General features: G+C 72.6%; 16 protein-coding genes. 6 read left to right on the top strand and 10 right to left on the bottom strand.

Annotated elements, in window-relative coordinates:
- Window positions 1-31 precede the first annotated feature (31 nt).
- Both BLV96_RS06300 and metH read right to left on the bottom strand, forming a co-directional pair.
- Window positions 32-694: an HAD family hydrolase gene (locus tag BLV96_RS06300; RefSeq protein ID WP_086681124.1), complete on the bottom strand. Its 663-nt coding sequence runs from the start codon at window positions 692-694 to the stop codon at window positions 32-34.
- A 13-nt stretch (window positions 695-707) separates the two neighbouring features.
- Window positions 708-4,262: a methionine synthase gene (metH, locus tag BLV96_RS06305; protein WP_086681122.1), complete on the bottom strand. Its 3,555-nt coding sequence runs from the start codon at window positions 4,260-4,262 to the stop codon at window positions 708-710.
- Between the two features lie 38 nt (window positions 4,263-4,300).
- On the opposite strand from metH, the gene BLV96_RS06310 reads away from it, so the two are divergent.
- The gene (locus BLV96_RS06310; protein WP_086681120.1) at window positions 4,301-5,206 is read left to right on the top strand and encodes a PAC2 family protein; all 906 of its coding nucleotides are present in this window, start codon (window positions 4,301-4,303) and stop codon (window positions 5,204-5,206) included.
- Between the two features lie 3 nt (window positions 5,207-5,209).
- Here BLV96_RS06310 and BLV96_RS06315 read toward each other — a convergent pair whose 3' ends face one another.
- Window positions 5,210-6,112 (bottom strand): phosphotriesterase family protein, encoded by a 903-nt coding sequence (locus BLV96_RS06315; RefSeq protein ID WP_244180063.1) that lies wholly within the window; start codon window positions 6,110-6,112, stop codon window positions 5,210-5,212.
- A 38-nt stretch (window positions 6,113-6,150) separates the two neighbouring features.
- Between BLV96_RS06315 and BLV96_RS06320 the strand changes: the two genes are divergently transcribed.
- Window positions 6,151-6,696, top strand: a complete 546-nt coding sequence (locus tag BLV96_RS06320; protein ID WP_086681117.1) for a CGNR zinc finger domain-containing protein — start codon at window positions 6,151-6,153, stop codon at window positions 6,694-6,696.
- Between the two features lie 11 nt (window positions 6,697-6,707).
- Here BLV96_RS06320 and BLV96_RS06325 read toward each other — a convergent pair whose 3' ends face one another.
- The 3 genes from BLV96_RS06325 to BLV96_RS06335 are packed head-to-tail and all read right to left on the bottom strand — an operon-like array spanning window position 6,708 to window position 9,363.
- Window positions 6,708-7,541, bottom strand: a complete 834-nt coding sequence (locus tag BLV96_RS06325; RefSeq protein ID WP_086681115.1) for a metallophosphoesterase family protein — start codon at window positions 7,539-7,541, stop codon at window positions 6,708-6,710.
- Window positions 7,505-8,779 (bottom strand): MFS transporter, encoded by a 1,275-nt coding sequence (locus BLV96_RS06330; RefSeq protein ID WP_086681113.1) that lies wholly within the window; start codon window positions 8,777-8,779, stop codon window positions 7,505-7,507. The genes BLV96_RS06325 and BLV96_RS06330 overlap by 37 nt, the downstream gene beginning before the upstream one ends.
- Window positions 8,776-9,363, bottom strand: coding sequence for an ArsR/SmtB family transcription factor (locus BLV96_RS06335; RefSeq protein WP_086681111.1), 588 nt, complete (start codon window positions 9,361-9,363; stop codon window positions 8,776-8,778). Before BLV96_RS06335 ends, BLV96_RS06330 begins: the two co-directional genes overlap by 4 nt.
- A gap of 147 nt (window positions 9,364-9,510) precedes the next feature.
- Between BLV96_RS06335 and BLV96_RS06340 the strand changes: the two genes are divergently transcribed.
- Window positions 9,511-9,987 (top strand): MarR family transcriptional regulator, encoded by a 477-nt coding sequence (locus tag BLV96_RS06340; protein ID WP_086681109.1) that lies wholly within the window; start codon window positions 9,511-9,513, stop codon window positions 9,985-9,987.
- A 158-nt stretch (window positions 9,988-10,145) separates the two neighbouring features.
- Complete coding sequence (locus BLV96_RS06345; protein ID WP_086681107.1) at window positions 10,146-11,777, top strand: ABC-F family ATP-binding cassette domain-containing protein; 1,632 nt, start codon at window positions 10,146-10,148, stop codon at window positions 11,775-11,777.
- A gap of 56 nt (window positions 11,778-11,833) precedes the next feature.
- Here BLV96_RS06345 and mshC read toward each other — a convergent pair whose 3' ends face one another.
- Window positions 11,834-13,072 carry a cysteine--1-D-myo-inosityl 2-amino-2-deoxy-alpha-D-glucopyranoside ligase gene (mshC, locus tag BLV96_RS06350; protein WP_086681105.1) on the bottom strand — a complete coding sequence of 413 codons (1,239 nt, stop codon included), beginning with the start codon at window positions 13,070-13,072 and terminating at the stop codon, window positions 11,834-11,836.
- A 71-nt stretch (window positions 13,073-13,143) separates the two neighbouring features.
- Window positions 13,144-13,902, bottom strand: a complete 759-nt coding sequence (locus BLV96_RS06355; protein ID WP_086681103.1) for a MerR family transcriptional regulator — start codon at window positions 13,900-13,902, stop codon at window positions 13,144-13,146.
- 130 nt (window positions 13,903-14,032) lie between these two features.
- Between BLV96_RS06355 and BLV96_RS06360 the strand changes: the two genes are divergently transcribed.
- The gene (locus BLV96_RS06360) at window positions 14,033-15,367 is read left to right on the top strand and encodes a hypothetical protein (protein WP_086681101.1); all 1,335 of its coding nucleotides are present in this window, start codon (window positions 14,033-14,035) and stop codon (window positions 15,365-15,367) included.
- A 157-nt stretch (window positions 15,368-15,524) separates the two neighbouring features.
- Here the strand turns inward: BLV96_RS06360 and BLV96_RS06365 are convergent, their stop codons facing one another.
- Window positions 15,525-17,489, bottom strand: coding sequence for a vWA domain-containing protein (locus BLV96_RS06365; RefSeq protein ID WP_086681099.1), 1,965 nt, complete (start codon window positions 17,487-17,489; stop codon window positions 15,525-15,527).
- Window positions 17,486-18,883, bottom strand: coding sequence for an ATP-binding protein (locus tag BLV96_RS06370; RefSeq protein ID WP_086681097.1), 1,398 nt, complete (start codon window positions 18,881-18,883; stop codon window positions 17,486-17,488). The genes BLV96_RS06365 and BLV96_RS06370 overlap by 4 nt, the downstream gene beginning before the upstream one ends.
- Window positions 18,884-18,983: 100 nt before the next feature.
- On the opposite strand from BLV96_RS06370, the gene BLV96_RS06375 reads away from it, so the two are divergent.
- The gene (locus tag BLV96_RS06375; protein WP_086681095.1) at window positions 18,984-19,781 is read left to right on the top strand and encodes a hypothetical protein; all 798 of its coding nucleotides are present in this window, start codon (window positions 18,984-18,986) and stop codon (window positions 19,779-19,781) included.
- Window positions 19,782-19,906 lie beyond the last annotated feature (125 nt).

Below are 19,906 nucleotides of genomic sequence, written 5' to 3' on the forward strand. Positions count from 1 at the left end.
ACGACGGCTAGCGGAAATGCGACATGGGCGTTCAGCCCAGCAGGGCCGCCAGCGCCGCCACGTCGACGCCGACGAGCGAGTCGCGGAACACGCGCCGCTCCCCCGGCTCGACCGGGACGTCGTTCGGGATGACCAGGACCGTGCAGCCCGCCGCGACGGCCGACGCCGTGCCGGGCGGCGAGTCCTCGACCGCGACGCACCGCGCCGGGTCGACGCCGAGCAGCTCCGCTCCCTTGAGGTACGGGCGCGGGTGCGGCTTGTTGAGGCCTTCGACCTCGTCGCCGCACACCGTGACGTCGAAGAACTCCCGCCCGATCGTGTTCAGCGCCAGCTCGGTCAGGTCCCGCTCGGTCGAGGTGACGAGGGCCGAGCGCACGCCCGCCGCGCGCACCGCCGTCAGGGCTTCGCGGGCACCGGGGCGCCACGGCAGCTCGTCGTCGAACAGGCCGGCGGTGCGGCGGCGGATCTCCTCGCCGGTCGAAGCGACCGCTTCGGGGGTGACCGGACGGCCGACGACTTCCAGGAGGTACGCCGAGGTGTCGTCCATGTTGGACCCGACGAGGGTCATCCGCTGCTCTTCGGAAAGCCTGCCGCCGAGCCATTCCGCCGTCTCGTAGAGGGCGATGTCCCACAGCTTCTCGGAATCGACGAGCGTGCCGTCCATGTCCCACAACACGGCGCCCAGTCCGTCCACAGTGGATTCTCCCTCAGGTGTTGAAGTACTTCGCTTCGGGGTGGTGGCAGACGATCGCGTCGGTCGACTGCTCGGGGTGCAGCTGGTACTCCTCGGACAGCTTCACGCCGATGCGGCCCGGCTCGAGGAGAGCGACGATCTTCGCCCGGTCCTCGAGATCGGGACAGGCGCCGTAGCCCAGTGAGAACCGTGCTCCACGGTAGCCGAGCTTGAAGAACTCCTCGACGTCGTCGGGGTCCTCTGAGGCGACCGCCACACCGCCGGGGAAGGTCAGCTCGCCGCGGATGCGGCAGTGCCAGTACTCGGCGAGTGCCTCGGTGAGCTGGACGCCGAGGCCGTGCACCTCGAGGTAGTCGCGGTAGGCGTCGGCGGCGAACAGCTCGTTCGCGTAGTCGGCGATCGGCTGGCCCATGGTCACGACCGTGAACGGCACGACGTCCACCTCGCCGGACTCGCGCGGGCGGTAGAAGTCGGCCAGGCAGAGCCGCCGGTCGCGGCGCTGGCGCGGGAAGGTGAACCGCAGCCGCTCCGGCGCGTCCGGCTCCGGCTCGGTGAGCACGACCAGGTCGTCGCCCTCGGCGACGCACGGGAAGTAGCCGTAGACGACGGCCGCGTGCGTCAGGACGCCGTCGGCGGTCAGCCGGTCGAGCCAGTACCGCAGCCGCGGCCGGCCTTCGGACTCGACGAGCTCGTCGTACGTCGGGCCGGCGCCGCCGCGGGCGCCCTTGAGACCCCACTGCCCCATGAAGGTCGCGCGCTCGTCGAGCATGGCGGCGTAGTCGGCGAGGGCGACGCCCTTGACCACGCGCGAACCCCAGAACGGCGGGGCCGGCAGCGGGACGTCGGTGGCGACGTCCGAGCGCGCGGCCGGCGGCCCTTCGAGGGCTTCTTCCTCGGCCTTGCGGGCTTTCCGCGCCTCGGCGATCCGCAGCGAGCGTTCGCGGCGTTCCTTGCGCTCCAGGCGCTTCTGCTCCGCGTCGGCGTCGACCAGCGGCGACTCGCCGCGCTTGGCGGCCATGATCGCGTCCATCAGCCGCAGGCCCTCGAAGGCGTCCCGCGCGTAGCGGACGTCGCCGAAGTACAGCTCGGTGAGGTCGTTCTCGACGTAGGACCGGGTCAGCGCCGCGCCGCCGAGCAGCACCGGCCAGCGCGCGGAGACGCCCCGGGAGTTCATCTCCTGGAGGTTCTCCTTCATGATCACCGTCGACTTGACCAGCAGCCCGGACATCCCGATCGCGTCGGCGCCGTGCTCCTCGGCCGCGTCCAGGATCGTCGTGATCGGCTGCTTGATGCCGAGGTTGACGACCTCGTAGCCGTTGTTGGACAGGATGATGTCGACGAGGTTCTTGCCGATGTCGTGCACGTCGCCGCGGACGGTGGCGAGCACGATCCGGCCCTTGCCGGAGTCGTCGTCCTTCTCCATGTGCGGTTCGAGGTGGGCGACGGCGGCCTTCATCACCTCGGCGGACTGCAGGACGAACGGCAGCTGCATCTGTCCGGAGCCGAACAGCTCGCCGACGGTCTTCATGCCCGACAGCAGCGTGTCGTTGATGATCTGCAACGCGGGCCGCTGCTCCAGGGCCGCGTCGAGGTCGCCGGTGAGCCCGTTGCGCTCGCCGTCGACGATCCGGCGTTCGAGGCGTTCGAACAGCGGCAGCGCGGCCAGCTCTTCGGCCCGCGAGGCCTTGGAGGAGGCGGCGCTGACGCCCTCGAACAGGGCCATCAGCTCCTGCAGCGGGTCGTAGCCTTCGCGGCGGCGGTCGTAAACGAGGTCCAGGGCCACCGCGCGCTGGTCGTCGGGGATGCGCGCCATCGGCAGGATCTTCGACGCGTGCACGATCGCGGTGTCCAGTCCGGCTTGGACGCACTCGTGCAGGAACACGGAGTTGAGCACCTGCCGTGCGGCCGGGTTGAGGCCGAAGGAGATGTTGGACAGGCCGAGCGTGGTCTGGACGTCGGGGTGACGGCGCTTGATCTCGCGGATGGCCTCGATGGTTTCGATGCCGTCGCGGCGGGATTCCTCCTGGCCGGTGGCGATGGTGAAGGTGAGGGCGTCGATGATGACGTCGGCGGTGTGCAACCCCCACTTGCCGGTGATGTCCTCGATGAGCCGGGTGGCGATGTCGGCCTTCTTCGTGGCGGTGCGAGCTTGGCCTTCCTCGTCGATGGTCAGGGCGACGACCGCGGCGCCGTACTCGCTGACCAGGTCCATGACCTGGGTGAAGCGGGATTCCGGGCCGTCGCCGTCCTCGTAGTTGACGGAGTTGACCGCGCAGCGGCCGCCGAGGCGCTGCAGGCCCGCGCGCAGCACCGGGACCTCGGTGGAGTCGAGCATGATCGGCAGTGTCGACGCGGTGGCCAGGCGCCCGGCCAGCTCGGCCATGTCGGCGGTGCCGTCGCGGCCGACGTAGTCGACGCAGAGGTCCAGGAGGTGGGCGCCGTCGCGGGTCTGTTCGCGGGCGATCTCGACGCAGTCGTCCCAGCGGCCTTCCAGCATCGCGGTGCGGAACGCCTTCGAGCCGTTGGCGTTGGTCCGCTCGCCGATCATCAGCACGCTGGCGTCCTGCTTGAACGGCACCGCCTGGTACAGCGAGGCCACGCCGGGCTCGGGCCGGGGCCGGCGGGGCACCGGCGCGGTGTCGGCGACGGCGGCGGCGAGCTGCCGGATGTGCTCGTCGGTCGTGCCGCAGCAGCCGCCGACCAGGCCGACGCCGAACTCGCGGACGAACCCGGTGAGCGCCTCGACGAGGGCTTCCGGGCCGAGCGGGTAGACCGCGCCGTTCGGGCCGAGCTCCGGCAGGCCGGCGTTCGGCATCACCGACAGCGGGACGCGGGCGTGCTTGGCCAGTTGCCGCAGGTGCTCGCTCATCTCGGCCGGGCCGGTGGCGCAGTTGAGGCCGATGACGTCGATGCCGAGCGGCTCCAGGGCGGCCAGCGCCGCGCCGACCTCGGTGCCGAGCAGCATCGTGCCGGTCGTTTCGACGGTGATCGAAGCGAGGATCGGCACCTGGCGGCCCTCGGCGGCCATCGCCCGCTTCGCGCCGATGATCGACGCCTTCGTCTGGAGGATGTCCTGGGTGGTCTCGACGATCACCGCGTCGACGCCGCCGGCCAGCAGGCCGCGGACCTCTTCGCAGTAGGCGTCACGCAGCGTGGTGAACGGCGCGTGACCGAGCGTCGGCAGCTTGGTGCCCGGGCCGGCCGAGCCGAGGACGAACCGCGGGCGGTCCGGCGTCGCGAACTCGTCGGCGGTCTCGCGGGCCAGCCGCGCGCCGGCTTCGGCGAGCTCGAAGATCCGCTCGGTGATGTCGTATTCGGCGAAGTTGGCGAAATTGGCCCCGAAAGTGTTCGTTTCGACGGCGTCGGCGCCTGCCTCGAGGTAGCCCCGGTGCACCGAGCGGACCACGTCCGGCCGGGTGACGTTGAGGATCTCGTTGCAGCCTTCGAGGCCGGCGAAGTCGGCCAGGCTGAGGTCGTGGGCCTGCAGCGCGGTGCCCATGGCGCCGTCGGCCACCAGAACGCGCGAGCGCAGGGCTTCGAGGAAGGGCGACGACAGGCGGTCGGACATGCTGAACAGGGTAAGGCCGGTGGTCGTAGGCTGGTCCGGTGAGTGAGCCCGTCGACGAGACCCCGCGGCCGCCCGGCGACCGCCCCGAACCCACCCGTCCGCTGATGGTCGTCGCCTTCGAAGGCTGGAACGACGCCGGCGACGCGGCCAGCCGCGCGGTGGAGCACCTGCAGCTGAACTGGGACGCCACGCCCCTGGCCGAACTGGAGCCCGACGACTACTACGACTTCCAGGTCAGCCGCCCGACCGTCCGGATGGTGGACGGCGTCACTCGACGGGTGGACTGGCCGACGACAACGCTGTCGGTGTGCCGCCCCGACGGGTTCGACCGCGACGTGGTCCTCGTGCAGGGTCCCGAGCCGAACATGCGCTGGCGCGCCTTCTGCGCCGAGCTGCTGGAGCACATCAAGCAGCTCGACGTCGCGACCGTGGTGACGCTGGGCGCGCTGCTCGCCGACACCGCGCACACGCGGCCGGTCCCGGTCACCGGGACGGCCTACGACAAGGACACCGCGTCGCTCTACGGGCTCGACCTGAACAACTACCAGGGCCCGAGCGGCATCGTCGGGATCCTGCAGGACTACTGCGTGCAGGCGGGCATCCCGGCCGTGTCGATCTGGGCCGCGGTGCCGCACTACGTGTCGCACCCGCCGTCCCCGAAGGCGACGCTGGCGCTGCTGCACAAGCTGGAGGACATCCTCGACGTCGAAATCCCGCTGGGCGCGCTGCCGGAGCAGTCCGAGGAGTGGCAGCGCACGGTCAGCGAGATGGCCGACGAGGACGAGGAGATCAGCGAGTACGTCCGCAGCCTCGAGGAGCGCGGCGACGCGCAGATCGAGGTCGCCGAGCAGGACGTCAGCGGGGACAAGATCGCCGCCGAGTTCGAGCGCTACCTGCGCCGCCGCGGCCGAGGCGGCGGACAGGAAGGCTTCGGCCTGCGCTGAGCGCTAGTTCAGCCAGTTGGTGGCGAACGCCCGCGCGGGGTTCGCCACCAGCACGGCCGTGACGACGTCGCCGCCGAGCAGTTTCGCCAGCCGCGGCGCCAGCGTCGTGAGCAGGTACGACGCTCCCGGCTGGTGCCGGGCCGCCGCGGTCGTCGTGTCGCCGCCCAGCAGGATCCGGCCGCCGTGCCCGGCTTCGACGAGTGCTTCGAGGCCGTCGAACAGCCGCGAGTCGGTGGCGTGGTTGGCCCGCGACGGGCCGTCGAACCCGAGGAAGACGCCGGTCCCGGCGATCTCCCGCTGCAGCCGCGGGTCCGGGTTCCGGTTGAGGTGCCCGAGAATCACCTTTTCCGGTGAAACGTTCAGCGTGCCGCACAGCAGTTCGACCGTCTCCAGGGCCGCGGTGCCGAGTTCGAGGTGCACGGCGATCGGCGCGCCGGTCTCCTGGTGGGCGACCGCGGCGGCGGTCATCGTCAGCCGGGCGTGGGCGTCGATCGTGTGGAACGCGCCGGCCACCTTGATCAGCCCGGCGCGCGGGGTGGTACCCCCGGTCAGGTCTTCGACGAAGACAGCGACCAGTCCGTCGACGAACTGGCTCAGCGCGGCGGGCGCGTAGTGCTCGGCGCGGTGCAGGCCGGTGGCACCGACGAGGTGCACGCCCGTCTCCCGCGAGAGCCGGGCGAGGTCTGGCATCCGGCGGCCGAGCCCGTGCGGCGTCCACTGGACGAGGGCCGCGCCGCCCGCCGCCTTGAAGTGGAGCAGTTGCTCCATGGCGGCTTCCGGGTCGTCGAGTTCCTGTCCGGGCAACAGTCTCGAGGCGAAGAAGAGGTGGTCGTGCGCGTTCGTCGCACCGAGTCCGGCCGGATCGATGTCGCCCAGCACCGTGCGGACCTTGGGTTCCCCAGTCACGACGGCGATTGTAACGCCTGAGCCGTTACGATGGCGAGGTGTCCGAAGACTTCCGCCTCGACATGGGCGCACCCTGGCTGAACCTGCTGGCCACCCGCGGCCGCCACTTCGGCACTCAGCCGATCGAGCGCCTGCCGAGCGCGGACCGGCTGCGGGAGTGGCTCGCGCTCTCCGAACTGACCCCGCTCGCCCCGGTCACGGACGCCGACCTCGACCGGGCCCGCGAACTCCGCGAGGCGCTGCGGCCCCTGGCGCTGGGCGCAGTCGACGACCTCGCGCCGTCGGCGGAGCAGGTTCGAGCCCTGGCGGAGGTGCTCGCTCCGGAGCCGGTGCACCTCGCGGCCCTCGACCGGCTGCACCGGAGCGCCCCGCCGACCGCCGCGGCCGCCTTCGCCCGGCTGGCGCACCAGGCCGCGGACTGGCTCACCGGACCGCTGCGGCACGACCTGCGCGCGTGCCCGGAGCAGGACTGCCGCGGCGTGTTCGCCGACCCGGGCGGCCGGCGGCGCTGGTGTCCGTCGCCGGCGTGCGCCAGCCGAGGCCGGGTGCGCGCACTCAGGGAACGGCGACGCGGGGAGTCATGACGGCCGCGGACTCACGACGGCCACAGGATCCGCCGCATCGCCACCGCGCCGCGCGCCCGTTTCCGCCACTCACGCGGGTAGCCCAGCGAAACCTCCTCGAAGCGCACCCCGTCCGCCTCCGTCGTGCGCGGGATGTGCAGGTGGCCGTACACCGCGATCTCCGCGCGGTAGCGCACGTGCCAGTCCTCGGTCTTCGTCGTGCCGCACCACAGCGCGAACTCCGGCCAGTACAGCGGGGCCGTCGGGTGGCGGTGCAGCGGCCAGTGCGACATCAGGATGGTGCCGTGGGCGGCCGGGATCGCGTCGAGGCGCTCGGTGCTGATCTTGAGCCGGTCCTCGCACCAGGCCTGGCGGCTCGGGTACGGGTCCGGGTGCAGGAAGTACTCGTCGGTGCAGACCACGCCGGCGGCCCGGGCCTGGGTGAGGGCTTCCTCCAGGGACTTGCCCTCGGCCTCCGGAGTCCGCCAGCTGTAGTCGTAGAGCAGGAACAGCGGCGCGATGGTCAGCGGCCGCGCGCCGTGGCGCCAGACCGGGTAGTCGTCCTCCGGCGTCAGGACGCCGAGCTTGCGGCACTCCTCGACGAGGTACTCGTAGCGGGCCTGTCCGCGCAGCTGGCACGGGTCGCCGTTCGTCGTCCACAGTTCGTGGTTGCCCGGCACCCAGACGACCTTCGCGAACCGCTCGCTCAGGGTCTTCAAGGTCCCGATGGTGGCTTCGGCCCGCTCGGCGACGTCCCCGGCCACGAGCAGCCAGTCTTCGGGCGTCTCCGGGACGACCGAGTCGAGGATCGGGCCGTTGCCCTCGTGGGTCACGTGGAGGTCGCTGGTCGCGAAGAGGTGCGGCACCCCTCCACCGTAACCACCGCGGTGGCGGGTTCTTCGCGAAACCTGCGGATTACGGGTGGTTTCCGCGCCAGCACGATGATCGCCGCCAGCACGTAGACCCCCGCCTGGACGTTCAGCAGCACCGCCAGCCCGGTCGTCGCGACCAGCGCCCCGGCCAGCAGCGCCCCGGCGGTCGTGCCCAGCGCGATCGCCGCGAACGCCGTGCTCAGGACCCGTCCGGCCCGCTCGGGCGCGACCGCGCTCTGGATCTCCGAGAGCACGCCCGCCCCGACGGCCACCCCCGGCGCGCCGACCACGACGAACAGCCCGACGTACACCCCTAGCGCCGTCGTGACGGCGGCCAGGTTCCAGATGACGGCCGACAGCAGGCCCAGCGCGAGCGCGCCCCAGCCGAGCAGCGCCGCCGGCGCCACCCGCCGGGCCACCGTGGCCAGCGCGAACCCGGCGGCCAGTCCCCCGATCGCCTGCACGCCCCGCAGCAGGCCCGCGTCGGCTTCGCTGCCGCCCAGCACGTCGAGGACGTACACGACGAACAGCACCAGGAACATCCCCTGCGCCAGCGACGTGACCACCAGCGCGAGCCCCGTGCGCCGCAGGCGGTGGTTGCGCGTGAGCTCGCGCAGGCCGTCCAGCCAGGCCCGCACCACCGGTTCGGGCGCGGCGGCCGGCGCGGGCGCGCTCACCCGGCGGAACGGCTTGGCCAGCAACGCCGCCGCCACCGCCAACACCGCCAGGTAGCCGGTCATGACGTGCGAGAGTCCGCCGGACCCGAGCAGCGCGCCACCCGCCCAGCCGCCCGCCAGCCGCGCGACGCTGCCGTTCACGCTCATCAGGCCGTTCGCGCCGGTGACCTCCTCGACGCCGACCAATTCCGGCACCAGCGCGTTGCGCGCCGGCTCGAACACCGAGGCCAACGCCGCCTGCGCCGCCATCACCGCGTACACGACGGTCACGCTCGGCGACGCGAGCAGCGGCACCGCGACCACAGCCAGTCCGCAGCAGACGCCGAACAGCACCGCCCGGCGGTTCCACCGGTCGGCCACGACGCCGGCGACCGGGCTCAGCAGCACCGCGGGCAGCAGGCCGAGCACGATGCTCAACGCCGTCGTCGCCGCGGAGCCGGTGCGCTGGAACACGTACACCGGCAACGCCACCTGCAGCATCCACTCGGCCGTCTCGCCGAAGAACGCGGCCACCCACAGCCGCGCGAACGCGGGGACCCCCAGCAGCTGCTTCATTCCTCCGCCTTCCCCGAGTGGTCGATGCGCGGGAACGCCCGCAGGCCGACGTGCACCGACCGGGCGTCGGCCGGCGCGTCGGTCCGGATGGCGCCGACGTAGGGCCGGACCAGGGCGTCGATCGCGTCGGTCAGCCGGGTCAGCTCCTCCGGCGTGACGCGCAGCGCGTAGGTGATCAGCCCGGCCGCCCCGCGCCACTCGGGGTCGAGGTCGTCGAGCGAGTCCAGGTACCGCTGGGTCAGCTCCTGCTCGTGCCCCAGGGTCGCGCCCACCATGCCCAGCTGGGCCGCGCGGTGCGCGGGGTCGTCGGCCAGCTCCCCCATCTCCAGCCCGACCTGCCGGGCGCGCCACGGCCGTTCCCGGCCGTCTTCGGCGTCCGCCCGCTCGACCAGGCCGTACTGGGCGAGCTGCCGCAGGTGCCAGCTGCAGTTGGACGCGGTCGAGCCGACCGCCTCCGCGCACTCGCTCGCGGTGCGCGGGCCGACGGCGGTGAGGTGGTTCAGCAGGGCCGAGCGCAGCGGGTGCGACAGGGCGCGCAGCAGCTCGACGTCCTCGATCCGCTTGCGCGGCGGCAGCTCGGCCATCGGCCATCCCTATCTGAAAGAGTTATTTCGAAAGTGCTCTTTCATACTTGGTCCCGCCTGCGGCTTTGTCAAGCGGCTCCGCTATCGTTCGCGGGGCAGTGACTGCGCAAGGCAGTGACTGCCCGATCACCCGACCTTGGATGGACGTTGCCCGACCAGCGCGAACTCGCCACCGCCGCCGCCCTCGCCCTCCCCCGGTTCGTGGGCTCGACCGCGCTCTTCCACGCCGCGGTCGCCGAGCGGATGGCCGTCACCCCCACCGAGCTGCACTGCCTGCACCTGCTCCACGGCGGCGTCAGCGACTCCCCGACCGAGCTGGCGCGGCTGCTGGGGATGTCCACCGGCGCCTTCACGCGGCTGCTCGACCGGATGGAGCAGCACCGGCTCGCCGAGCGCGCCCCGGATCCGGCGGACCGGCGCCGGCTCGTCGTCCGGCCGCTGCCCGACCGGATGGCCGAGCTCGCCGAGCTGTACGCACCCATGGCCCGGTTCGTCGGCGAGCGGCTCGCGCGCCTGGACCGGCGTCAGCTGTCGGCGCTCGTCGGCTTCCTCACCGACGGCACCGCGGCGGCCGAGCGGGCCGCGGGGGACCTGCCGGATGTGACCCAGGCCATAACCAGTTGACTAACTCTACTGATGTTGCGTTAACCTAGCTCCACTATGAAGAACTGAACCGCGCCCATCCCGCTTCCGAGGCGACACCCGGTCGAGCCTGACGCTCCCGCGTGCCACGACGCCCGGCGGGATTTCCGCTTCTTCTCATCCGGGCCCGGTGATGCGCAATGTCCACCCTTTTCCCCTTGCAGGCCAAGGACGTCGTCTTCGGCTACGGCACCCGCGTCGTCCTCGACGGCGTCTCGCTGACCGCGTCGGCCGGGCAGCGGCTCGGCCTGGTCGGCGAGAACGGCACCGGCAAGTCGACGCTGCTGCGGCTGCTCGCCGGGCTCGAAGAATCCCGCTCCGGCGAGGTGCTGCGCGGCCCGGACGTCGGGTTCCTGCTGCAGGAGCTGCCGTTCGCCATGGACGCGACCTTCAGCGACGTCCTCGACGACGCGCTGGCCGAGATCCGCGTCGCCGCGGCCCGGCTCGACGAGCTGACCACGGCGATGACCGACCGGCCCGACGATTCGTCGGTGCTGGACGAGTACGGCCGGGTCCTGGAGTGGGCCCAGGCCCACGATCTCTGGGACGCCGACCGCCGCGCGAAGCTCGTCTGCGACGGGCTCGGCCTCGGCGGCGTCGAACCGGACCGCCGGCTCGGCACGCTGTCGGGCGGGCAACGGTCCCGGCTCGGCCTCGCCGCGCTGCTGATCCGGCAGCCGGAAACCCTGCTGCTCGACGAGCCGACCAACCACCTCGACGACGCCGCGATGGCGTTCCTGGAACGCCACCTCACGGAGCTGACCGGGATCGTCGTGCTGTCGTCGCACGACCGGGTGTTCCTCGACGCCGTCTGCACCGACATCGTCGACCTCGACCCGGCCGCGGCCGACCGCCAGGCCGGCGGCGCGGTCCGCTACGGCGGCAGCTACACCGACTACCTGGGCCACAAGAAGGCCGAGCGGGCGCGGTGGGAGCAGCGGTTCGCCGAAGAACAGGAGGAACTGAAGGAGCTGCGGGAAACCGTCGCAGTCACCGCGCGCAACGTCGCCTACGGCCGCGGCCCGCGCGACAACGACAAGTTCATCCACCACTTCAAGGGCGCCCGCGTCCAGAAGACGATCTCGCGGCGGGTGCGCGACGCCGAACAGCGGCTGGAAAACCTGGAACGCGACCAGGTGCGCAAACCCCCGGCGCCCCTGCGGTTCCGGGCCGAGCTCACCGGGCACGCGCCGGGCGACGGACCGGCGATCTCGGTGCGGGACCTGGACGTCCCCGGGCGGCTCCGGTTGCCCCGCCTCGACGTCGACGGTTCGGCGCGGCTGCTCGTCACCGGCGGGAACGGGGCCGGGAAGTCGACGCTGCTGTCCGTCCTCTCGGGACACCTGACCCCGGCCGCCGGGACGGTCCACTTCGGACACGGCGTCCGCGTCGGGTTGCTGGAGCAGGACGTCGTGTTCGCTTCACCGGAGCGGACCGCCGCCCGGGTGTACCGGGACACGCTCGGCGAGGACGCTCCCCCGCTGAGTCACCTGGGCCTGCTGGCGTCCCGGGATCTCAGGCAGCCCGTCGGAGCGCTCTCGGTCGGTCAGCGGCGCCGGTTGGCGCTGGCGATCCTGCTCGCCGAACCGCCGGACGTGCTCCTGCTGGACGAGCCGACGAACCACATTTCGCTGACCCTGGCGGAAGAACTGTTCGCGGCCCTGGAGACGGCGCCGGGCGCGGTCGTCATCGCGTCCCACGACCGGTGGCTGCGCCGCGACTGGCGGGGTGACCACCTGGAACTGGCCGACGGCCACCCCGCGGCCGTGTAGGCCGTTATACACCAGTCAAGGGCGGAGCTTTCACGTGAAAGCTCCGCCCTTGGTCGTCAGAGGGTGATGCCGAGGAGGGCGTCGACGGCGATGCGGATCAGGCCGGGCGCGGTCGCGTCCGTGCCGTCGCGGCGCAGGGCCTCGTTCGCCCACGCGTCGATCGCCGCCAGGGCTTTCGGCGTGTCCAGGTCGTCGGACAGGTGGTCGCGGAGCCGGGTGATCGTGTCCTCGGCGGACGGGCCGGCCGGCAGGGCGACGGCCTCGCGCCAGCGTGCCAGCCGCGTTTCGGCGTCGGCGAGAAGCGAGGCGGTCCACGGGCGGTCTTCCCGGTAGTGACCGGCGAACAGCGCGAGCCGGATCGCGCCCGGGTCGACCTGGTCGGCCCGCAGCCGCGAGACGAACACCAGGTTCCCGCGCGACTTCGACATCTTCTCGCCGTCGAGGCCGATCATCCCGGCGTGCACGTAGTGGCGGGCGAACGGCCCGTCCTTGGCGACGGCTTCCGCGTGCGCCGCGCTGTACTCGTGGTGCGGGAAGATCAGGTCCGAACCACCGCCCTGGAGGTCGAACCCGAGCCCGAGGCGGTTGACCGCGATCGCGCTGCACTCGATGTGCCAGCCCGGCCGGCCCGGGCCGAGCTCGGACTCCCACGACGGCTCGCCGTCGCGGGCCACTCGCCACAGCAGCGCGTCCAGCGGGTGGCGCTTGCCGGCGCGGTCGGGGTCGCCGCCGCGTTCGGCGAAGAACTTCCGCATGGTGGGCTCGTCGTAGTTCGACTCGTAGCCGAACTTGCCGGTCGCCGAGTGGTCGAAGTAGACGTCCGGGAACTCTGGGTCGTCGGCGCGGTAGGCGGCGCCGTTCGCCAGGAGCTTCGCGATGACCTCGACGATCTCCGGGATGCTCTCCACGGCGCCGACGAACTGCTTCGGCGGAAGCACGCGCAGGGCGGTCATGTCCTCGCGGAACAGCGCCGTCTCGCGCATGCCGAGCACGACCCAGTCGTCCTGGTCGCGCTCGGCGCGCTCGAGCAGCGGCTCGTCGATGTCGGTGACGTTCTGCACGTAGTGGACGTCGTGCCCGTTGTCCCGCCACACGCGGTTCACCAGGTCGAAGGCCAGGTACGTCGCGGCGTGGCCCAGATGCGTCGCGTCGTAGGGCGTGATGCCGCAGACGTACATCCGGGCCGTGGCGCCGGGCGCGGTCGGGCGGATCTGCCCGGTGGCCGTGTCGTGGAGCCGCAGCGGGCGGGGGGTGCCGGGGATGCGGGGCACGTCGACCGATGACCAAGTCTGCATACCCTCGACTGTAAGCGTTCGCTCCGGCACCCTCCCGCCCGGTGGGACTCCTCCCCCACGTGGAGCAGCGGTTATCGCCGGCGTGCGACGTTCGCCACGATGGCGTCGCGGACGAACTCCCCGACGCCGGGGCGCTGTTCGTCCTCGCGGACCAGGAACCCGAGCTGGACGGGCTCCGTCACGTACAGCTCGCCGATGCGCAGCTGCGTCTCGTACGAGCACTCGCCCAGCACGCGGGCGAGCATCGCGCGGTGCTCCTCGGCGAGGTCCGTCGCCTCGGGGCCGTCCGGTGCGCCGCCCTCGTCGAGCACGGCGTTCAGCCGGCGCACCCAGTCCTCGCGAGCCGCTTCGCCGGCGGCCAGGTCCTCCTTGGACGGTGGGGTCGCCCCCTGCCACTCGGGGGTGTGGCCCCACCGGCGGGCGGCTTCCTCCGCGTAGCCGTCCGGCTCGCGGAACTCGCCGAACACTTCGAACTTCTCCTCGGGCGTCAACGCGCTGCCCATGGCTCTCGCCTCCATCACGCGATCGACGGCCGCGACCATCCGCCCGAGCTCGCCCATCCGCGCCACCAGCAGTTCGCGCTGCTTCTTCAGGTGCGCGTCGGCGTCGATGCCCGGGTCGTCGACGAGGGTCGCGATCGTCTCGAGGGGGAACCCGAGCTCCCGGTAGAACAGGATGCGCTGCAGCCGGTCGAGATCGTCGTCGTCGTAGCTGCGGTACCCGGCGAGCGTCCGGCCGCTCGGGCTGAGCAGGCCGATCTCGTCGTAGTGGTGCAGCGTCCGGACGGTGATCCCGGCCAGTGCGGCCACCTTGCCCACGGGATGCCCCATCGGTTTCCCCTCTTCCTCTCCGGCCGGTTCGGCCCTTGCGGAGACCACGGTGGTGCCTCACGCGACGTGAGGGTCAAGCGTCACCCTTCCGCAACCGCCGTCGCGTGCCCAGCGCGGTTAGCCTGGCCGGATGGGCACCATGATCGTCTTGGGCGGTGCGGTCGCGGTGATCGCGCTGGTCACGGCGGTCGCCCTGCTGTGGCTGCGCCGGAACCGGCCCCGGCCGGTGGTCGGCCCGGTGCCGCGCGAACCCCTCGCGGCCGTGCGCCGCGACGACCTTCTGGCGAAGATCGACGAGACGTTCCGCGCCGGCCGGTCCTGTGTGCTGCTGGGCCGCGGCGGGGCAGGCAAGACCCACGCCGCCGCCGCGTTCGTCCGCGAAGCCCGCTCGCCGGTGCTCTGGGTGGCGGCGGCCGACCCGGCGAACACCGCTCGCGCGTACGCGGAACTGGCACGGCAGCAGGGTTTGGCCGGCCCCGAGGCGGGTCTCGCGTGGCTCGACGGACGCGACGGCGCCATCGTCGTCTTCGACGGCCCGACCGACCCGGACGCGCTCACGCGGTGGCTGCCCGCCCGGGCGCGGGTCCTGGTGACCACGACGGTGCCGGACTTCGAGATCCTCGGCGCCACGGTGGCGGTGACCGGCTTCGACCCGGCCACGGCGGCGGCGTTCGTCCAAACGCGATCGGGCCGGGACGCCGACGCGGCCGCCGTCGCCCGGGAACTCGGCTACCTGCCGCTGGCCCTCGCGCAGGCCGCCGGCGTGATCCGGGTTTCGGGTTCCACCGAGTACCTCGACCGGCTGCCGGGCACGCCGCTGCTGGAGCGCGAACCGGGCGAGGACCATTCGCCGTGGGTCGAGGACACGACGCTCGCGGCCCTGCGCACGGCGGGCGCGCGCGACGGCCGGGCGTTGGTCGTCGCCGAGCTCTTGGCCGTGCTGGCGCCGCGGGGTGTGCGGCGGGCTCTCGTGCACCGGGCCGGCCCGGACCCGGTGGCGGTGGACGCGGCACTGTCCGGGCTCGAGGGCGCGTCGCTCGCGGAGTTCGACGTCAGCGGCGAAGTAGTGACGATGCACCGCCTGACCCGGCGCGCGGTGCTGGGGCGGCTGCACGCGGAGGACCGTTTGGCCGAGGTGCTGGACCGGGCGTTCGCCGTGCTGGACGGCGAGGAGACGGCGGACCTGGCCGACCACGCGGCCGCGCTGTGGCGGCACTTCCGGGCGCTGCCGTCGGTCTCGGCGGGGCCGCGGCTCGGCCCGATCCTGCGGCTGCGGCGCCGGTCGGTCGAGCTGTTGGTGGCGGAAAGCGCATTCGCGCAGGCCCGCGGGCTCGGCCGGGAGGTCCTCGCCGACCACGAGGCGTACCTGCCGGCGGGGCACGAGGACACGGCGCTGGCCGCCGAGTCGTTGGACCGGGCGGCCCACCCGCCGGCGCCGGCCCAGCGCCGCCGGGTGCGCAGATAGCCGCCGACCACGGCGGCGCCCGATCCCCCGACACATCCGCCCGCGCCGCCGGGCACGCAAGTAGCCGCCCACCACCGCGACGCCCGAGCAGCCGGCCCACGCACCGCAGCCACTCCCCGGCACCACCACACTTGCCGCCTGGCCCACCTACACCAGCTCAGCGCCGCCGGGTGCGCAAGTAATCGCCCACCACCGCCGCGCCCAGGCCGTCCAGGTCCGGGGCCACCACCCGGCCGCCCGACCTGCGCGCGATCACGTCGACGAACGCCGTCAAGCGGGGGTCGTCGCCCAGGCGGAACACCGTCACCGACGCCCCCAGCTTGGCGAGCCGGTCCACTTCGGACAGTGTCTTGTGGAGGGTCCGCGGCTGGGGCGGGTAGTCGAAAACCGCTTCGCCGTCCGGTTCCAGGTGCGCGGTCGGCTCGCCGTCGGTGACCATCAGCACCACCGGCTGCGCGTCCGGATGCCTCCGCAGGTGCTGCCCGGCCAGCAGCAGCCCGTGGTGGGCGTTGGTGCCCTGCTCCCACGCGCCCTCCAGCCCGATCAGCTCCGGCAGCTCCACCGACTGGGCGTAGCGGCCGAACGAGATCAGCTGCAGCGCGTCGTTGCGGAAGCGCGTGCTGATCAGCTGGTGCAGCGCGAGCGCGGTGCGCTTCATCGGCAGCCAGCGGCCTTCCTGGACCATCGACCACGACGTGTCGACCAGCAGCGCGACCGCCGCGCGGGACCGGTGCTCGGTCTCGACCACTTCGACGTCCTCGACGTCGAGCCGGACCGACCGCTCCCCCACCGACACCGACCGCAGCACGGCGTTGCGGATCGTCCGCGGCACGTCCCAGGGCTGCATGTCCCCGAACCGCCACGGCCGCGACGCGCCGGTGGGTTCGCCCGCCGCGCCCGCCGACTCGGTCTCGCGGTCGCCGGTCTTGCCGCGCAGCGCGTTCACGATGTCGGCCAGCGCCGTCTCGCCGAGACGCCGCAACGCCTTGGGCGACAACCGGAGCGTCCCGTCGGCGGCCCGTTCGAACAGGCCTTGGCGACGCAGCTCGCGCTCCAGTTCGGACAGTCGCCGGGCGTCGACGCCGGCGTCCTTGCCGAGCTGCCTTTCCAGGGCCTCCAGGTCGATGTCCTCCAGGCTCGCGCCCGGGTAGGACTGGCTCAGCTGCTCGGCCAGCGCGTCCAGCTCGGCGAGATCCGCCATCGCCTGCGCGCCTTCGCCCATGCCGAGCGGGTTCTTGCCGCGGAAGCGCTCCGCGCCGGTCCAGTCCTCGCCCGGCCGCGCGGCCCGCAGCTGACTGTCCAATTGGGACAGCTGCTGCGCCAGCCGCGGGTCGCCGAACGCCTGCTGGGTCAGCTCGGCGAGTTCCGCGCGCTGCTCGGCCGACATCGAGTTGAGCATCCGCTGCGCCGCGGCGGACCGTTCGGCGAGCGCGTCGATCAGCTCTTCGACGTTGCGCGGGTTCTCCGGGAAGAATTCGCCGTGCTTGGACATGAAGTCCTCGAAGCGCTCCTGGATGTCTTCGGCGCCTTGGGCGTGCGCGGCGAGCAGGTCGTTGAGGTCGGAGAGCATCTCGTTGATCCGCTCGACGTCCTCGGGCCCGGCGTTCTGCAGCGCCTGCTTCATGCCCTGGAACCGCGACTCCATCAGCTCCTGGCCGAGCAGGTCGCGGATCTGCTGGTAGTTCTCCCGGCCCTGCTCGGACCGCCAGTCGTAGTTCGCCAGCTCGTTGACGGCCGCGGCCGTCCCGGACGGCAGCGCGTCGAGCTGGGCCTCGCGGAAGCGGGCTTCGTCGTCCGGGTCCGGGAACAGCTCCCGGCGTTCGGCGTCGAGGGCCTCCTGCAGCAGGCGCTGGACCTCCTGCAGGGTGCCGTTCAGGTTGTTGCGGCGCTGGATCTGCGACCGGCGCTGCCACAGACGCCGGGTCAGCTCGTCCAGACCCGACGTGCGCTCGGTGCCGCGCCGGAGCAGTTCCTCCAGCGCGGACCGCGGCGACGACCCGCCCATGACCTCGCGGCCGATCTCGTCGAGCGCGTCGCGCAGGTCGGCCGGGGGCGCGAGGGGGTCCGGCCCGTCGTGCCACGGGCCGTAGGAGTAGCCGTCGGGAAGCGGGACCGCGGTCATCGGCCGTAGACGGTCGTCGCGTCGTCGGAGTCCTTGGCCAGCCGCCGGGCCAGGAACAGCGATTCGAGGGCGAGTTCGACGGCGGCCGCGATCCGGCCGGCGGGCTCGTCGGCGGCCACGCCGGCGCGCTGGGCGACCTCGTGCAGCACCGGGAGCTCCGGCAGGGCCGCGAGGACGTCCTTGGCGGGGACGCGCTCGCCGGTGGCGACCAGGTGGCCTTCCTCGACGGCGTCGGCCAGCGGGCGCAGGTCCAGCCCGGCGAAGCGGCCGCGCGCGGTCTCGGCGATCGCCCGGCGCATCAGGTGCACGAGGTGCTCGATCTCGCGGCCCTCTTCGCCGGGCTCGAACTCGATCTTGCCCCGCAGCACGGACGGGACGGCGTCGAGGTCGACCGGCCGCGCCACGGCGGGCTCCTCACCGGTCAGCGCCGCGCGCCGCAGGGCCGCGGCCGCCACGGTCTCCGCCGCGGCGACGGCGAACCGGGCCGACACGCCGGAGCGCTGGTCGATGACGGTGGACTCGCGGAGGTTCCGGACGAACCGGGCGAGGACCTCCAGCAGCGGCTCCCCGACCTCGGCGACCAGGTTGGCCTCCTGCTTGACGACGGCGATCTCGGCCTCGACGTCCAAGGGGTAGTGCGTCCGGATTTCCGCGCCGAAACGGTCCTTCAGCGGGGTGATGATCCGGCCGCGGTTGGTGTAGTCCTCGGGGTTCGCGGTCGCGACGAGCAGGACGTCCAGGGGCAGCCGCAGCGTGTAGCCGCGGACCTGGATGTCGCGTTCCTCCATGACGTTCAGCAGCGCGACCTGGATGCGCTCGGCGAGGTCGGGCAGCTCGTTGATGGCGACGATGCCGCGGTGGGCGCGCGGGACGAGGCCGAAGTGGATGGTCTCGGGGTCGCCGAGGCTGCGGCCTTCGGCGACCTTCACCGGGTCGACGTCGCCGATCAGGTCGCCGACGGAGGTGTCGGGGGTGGCGAGCTTCTCGGTGTAGCGCTCGGAGCGGTGGCGCCAGGCCACGGGCAGGTCGTCGCCGAGTTCGGCGGCGCGGCGCAGCGACGCGGGTGTGATCGGCTGGAGCGGGTGTTCGCCCAGCTCGGAGCCTTCGATGACGGGCGTCCACTCGTCGAGCAGGCCGGCGAGGGTGCGCAGCAGGCGGGTCTTGCCCTGGCCGCGTTCACCGAGCAGGACGACGTCGTGGCCGGCCAGCAGCGCGCGTTCGAGCTGCGGCAGCACGGTGCGGGAGAAGCCGACGATGCCGGGCCAGGCGTCTTCGCCGGTCTTGAGGGCGGTCAGCAGGTTGTCGTGGATCTCTTGCGCGATCGGGCGCGGCTCGTACCCGGCCGCGCGCAGGGCCCCGGCCGTCCGGGGAAGTGCGTCTGGAACAGCGTTCACCCGTTCGACGCTACTGCCGGATCGCCGGTGCGTCGATGTGGAGCGACTCCAGCGTGGGCGCGCTGCTGCTTTGTTCGCGGGGCCGGTAAAATAGGGCGTCGTGTGCCGTCCCAGTGCGACTTTCGCCGTCTGGTCCTCCGCGTGGCTCAACGGAGCCGCCGCGTCCGACGATGTCCTCGACGCCCTGCTCGCGTGGGGTGAGGCCCACGACGTCGTGGCGGCCGACGCCGCCGCGGCGGAGGCTTTCGCGCTGCCGCTGGCGTTCAACCGGGCGGCCACCCCGGTCCAGTTGCTGATGGCGCTGCGTTCGCAGGGAGCGAAAAGCATGCGGCTGGTCCTCCCCGTCCCGGGTGACGTCCGCGGGCTCGGTGGCGGCGGCCCGTTCACGGAGGCGGCACTGCGCGCGGGCGACGCGGTCGTACTGCCGGACCTCGGCTCCGGGCTGGTGCCGGAGCCGATCGCCGAGGGGCTGGTCCGGTGGACGGTCTACTCGCTGTCTTCGCCGTCGGCTCCCGAGTACGTCGGACTGGGCGAAGCCGAGCACGGGCTGACGGACGCGATCCGCAACAGCGCGGGGGCGTTGCAGGCGCTGGACGTGGCTTCGGATCGGCCGGGGGTGCGCGCGGAGCTGTCGGCGCACTTGCGGTCACGGCCGGACGTGGATTGGCCGGCGGGGACGCCCGGGCGGGCGTTGCGGGTGCTGCAGCGGGCGGAGGAGATCGCGGCGATCTTGGCGATCGCGTCCTCGGACGACCCGGGAGGGGCGATTTCAGCATCGGCGTCGACGCTGCGGGCCCAGGCGTTGCGGCCGTTGTCGGACGCGGTGCGGACGGCTCGTTGCGCGGCGGTCAACGAGGCGGTGCGGGTGTTCGCGGAGTCCACGGCCCGCGAGGGCTGAGGTCCCAAGCGCCCCAATGGGGTTGTTTCATCGTGGTTGTGGCTGGTCACGGTGGCGTGGCCCGGTCGAACAGGTTTCAGGGCAACGAGTGTCGCCGGGACCAGCGTGGTAACCCGGACATAGGT

It is taken from the genome of Amycolatopsis pretoriensis (assembly GCF_900107925.1).
In the GTDB taxonomy this organism is placed as follows: Bacteria; Actinomycetota; Actinomycetes; order Mycobacteriales; family Pseudonocardiaceae; genus Amycolatopsis; species Amycolatopsis pretoriensis.